The sequence below is a fragment of the Nostoc sp. genome (assembly GCF_035638895.1).
In the GTDB taxonomy this organism is placed as follows: Bacteria; Cyanobacteriota; Cyanobacteriia; order Cyanobacteriales; family Nostocaceae; genus Nostoc.
On record NZ_DASQZC010000244.1, the window covers coordinates 1 to 3258 of the forward strand.

Here is a 3258-nt window from a genome sequence, read left to right on the forward strand (position 1 = left end):
CTACCAAAGATTTGCAGTGAAGCAGCGCTGCGGGAGGGTTTCCCTCCGCAGGCGACTGCTGAACCCGTTCGCGTAGCGTCTCCGATAGGAGAAGGGTTCGTTACGCTGGCGTGACAAAGCTAAATTCTTGCAATCATGGCGAACGCATTTGTTATTTCGGAGTACGCATTTGTTATTTCGGAGTACTCATTTGTTATTTCGGAGTACTCATTTGTTATTTCGGAGTACGCATTTGTTATTTCGGGGTACTCATTTGTTATTTCGAGGTACTCATTTGTTATTTCGGAGTACTCATTTGTTGTTTCGGAGTACTCATTTGTTATTTCGGGATACGCATTTGTTATTTCGGGGTACTCATTTGTTATTTCGGAGTACTCATTTGTTGTTTTGGAGTACTCATTTGTTATTTTGGAGTACTCATAACGCACCCTAATAAACTACTAGAAGCTGATTTTCTTTTACAAGCTTAGTAAACTCCTGCAAAGTTTTTTGATACTTTTCTTCAGCTACCCAGAATAAATCATTATGATTTGCCTCCTCAACCCATAAAGAAAGTTTTGGAGATATTGCAGCATTAAACAATTTTTCTCCATGAGCAAAAGGAATGATATCGTCTGCTTTTCCATGAATCACCAATATTGGACATTTTACTTTTTTTATCTTCTCCAAATTGGGAAATTTATCAAAAGGTAAAATCCGAAAGGGTACTATTACTTGAAAAGCGGAAATAAACGAACTTTCAATAATTAAACCAGCTACTGGTTTCTGCATTGCTAAGTTTACCGCAGAACCACCGCCAACCGAACGCCCCAAAACTATAATTCTTTCAGGTGATATTTTTAGATTTTGCGTCAAATAATTGTAAGCGCTATTGATATCTTCATAAGCGTGGCTTTCTGTCGGCTTTCCTTGACTCGTACCATAACCACGATAATCATAAGCAAAGACACTAAAACCCCAGTCATGTAATTTTTCTAATATCTGTTTGATATCTCCTAAATCTTCAGAATTACCATGAGAATAAAGAATAGTATAATTAGCTTTATTGTTCAATAAATATGTAGCTGAAATATTCGTATCTGCCCCACTTTTTAACTTAATAATTTTTGGATTATCCTCATAGCTAGAAGGTTTAGACAGAAAAATCATGCTATCTGCGCGAAAATATATATATCCACTAAAAAAGATATAAATAAATATTAAAGATTTAATCAGTCGTACCCAAGTCAAATCACCAATTAGCAATTTTATAAGTTGCTGTTTTTCCATTAAATTTTATTTCTGGGATAAAAATATTTTGCTCTACAGCGAATAAAAAGCTTTTTTTACTTGCTGTAGTTGTGATGCACTAAATATCATACTTAATACTATTTTGATTTTCGTGCCGATTTGGGCGGTGTTCGGTGTGCGCCAAAATACTTCTCACTGCGATAGCGCAGCCATACCCGCAACACTTGCGGAATTTGCTCTTTTTGTTCTTTGCTCAGTGTATTGTAAAGGAAGATTGCGCGATCGCGCTCACCCCGACAGGCAGCATTGTTGTGAGCATCCCAATAGCTACGGGCTACCCGAATCCGCCGACAGACTTCCTTAATTAGCGCTTCTCCTGTGAGTGGAGCGTCTTGGTTTGCCATACTCAGATGCGATAAATTTCTAATGCGATCGTAGTGAGTCAGACTTATTCTCGCAATTACAACCTAAACAAGTCAAACCCGTAAATCAATTTCACTATACTTTAGACACAGACTGCAAAAGTAACTCAGCAATTAAATCCTGTAAAGACATAAATTTCTTCACTCCTAAGTATGTTGATTATCCATATTGTTTCGTCTTTAAAAGAGATTGATGCTCGGTAGAATAATTTATGCGTATTCATCATCTTAATTGCGGTTGTATGTGCCCGATTGGTGGGGCACTCTTCGACGGTTTTAGTCGTGGGCTAACAGCCTGTCTCGTCTGTCACTGTCTGCTCATCGAGACAAATCAGGGACTCGTTCTCATAGATACAGGCTTCGGTCAGCGTGATATCAAAGCGCCATTATCAAGACTCAGCCCGTTCTTCATGAATTTGAATCGCATCAAGTTTGAAGAAAAATATACGGCGGTTGCAGCTATTGAGCAGCTCGGCTTGAACCCGCGCGATGTCCGCCATATAGTGCTTACTCACCTCGATTTTGACCATGCAGGCGGGTTGGAAGATTTTCCTGAAGCAACCGTGCATGTAATGCTCAGTGAGATTGAAGCAGCTAAGGAACGGCAAGGCTTTGTCTCATCTCGACGTTACCGCCCTGGCCAGTGGGACGAAGTAAAAAATTGGAAGTATTATTCGGCTGGTGGTGAACCTTGGTTCGGCTTTGAGGCAGTACGTAACCTCGAAGGACTACCGCCCGAAATTCTCCTGATACCGCTCGTCGGTCACACACGGGGTCATGCAGGTATCGCCATTGAGACATCCGAAGGTTGGCTTTTACATGCAGGCGATGCTTACTTTTATCGACACGAAATCGGTTCTCCCAAACGAGTTTGCACACCTGGTCTACGTGCCTACCAGTCGTTCATGGAGGTAGACCGCAAGGCTCGACTTTCTAATCAAGATAAGTTACGGGCGTTATCGCTCGACCACAGTAGCGATGTCCACCTCTTTTGTAGCCATGATGCGATCGAGTTCAAAACCTTCGCTGACCAAGATAATTCGCAATTGCAGGACAACTTGCGCTCAACAGCTTTCAATTAGCTCAAAAACTCAATGCATCTCAACGGAATTATGCGGTTTTTAAGGTTCTGCTGAGATGCGTTGATTAGTTTTAATTTAAAAAAAAATATCTTACTTAAGCTTGTGAAGCTTTTAATACCTGCTCAAGTGGATTTCAATAAGCATTAAGAGCAAGAAACAGGAGAATTTGCGCTAGAGGCGATGCCTGCGGCGGGCTACGCCTACGCAAAATTTCATAAACCACTTCTACTCTACAACGTGAATCGAAATGAAAAAATGTTGAGCAGATTTTCTTCAGATTTTCTTTATTCACTCAATGTTGCATTTTTTTTAACATCTGTTACATTACTTTACAGACAGTTACAACTGCTACAACACTTGAACTTTGGAGTTTTACTGATGACAGGTTTTAAGAATCCTGCGCCTATTGTTTCAGAAGATCCTAATGCTGTGCGTTTTGGCTTCACTCCTCAGAGTGAAAACTGGAACGGTCGTCTTGCGATGATTGGTTTTTTATCTGCGATTTTGATTGAAGCTTTTTCTGG

4 protein-coding genes are annotated in these 3258 nt (G+C 40.4%); 2 read left to right on the forward strand and 2 right to left on the reverse strand.

What is annotated here, in order from left to right; genetic code table 11:
* Positions 1-429: 429 nt before the first annotated feature.
* A complete protein-coding gene (locus tag VE944_RS11725) occupies positions 430-1269 on the reverse strand; it encodes an alpha/beta hydrolase (protein WP_324976944.1) in 840 nt (279 codons plus the stop codon).
* A 98-nt stretch (positions 1270-1367) separates the two neighbouring features.
* Complete coding sequence (locus VE944_RS11730; RefSeq protein WP_109007230.1) at positions 1368-1634, reverse strand: Precorrin-3B methylase; 267 nt, start codon at positions 1632-1634, stop codon at positions 1368-1370.
* A 260-nt stretch (positions 1635-1894) separates the two neighbouring features.
* On the opposite strand from VE944_RS11730, the gene VE944_RS11735 reads away from it, so the two are divergent.
* A complete protein-coding gene (locus VE944_RS11735) occupies positions 1895-2734 on the forward strand; it encodes an MBL fold metallo-hydrolase (RefSeq protein WP_324976950.1) in 840 nt (279 codons plus the stop codon).
* A gap of 378 nt (positions 2735-3112) precedes the next feature.
* On the forward strand, positions 3113-3258 hold a 146-nt coding region (locus VE944_RS11740), incomplete at its 3' end, for a high light inducible protein (protein WP_324976953.1).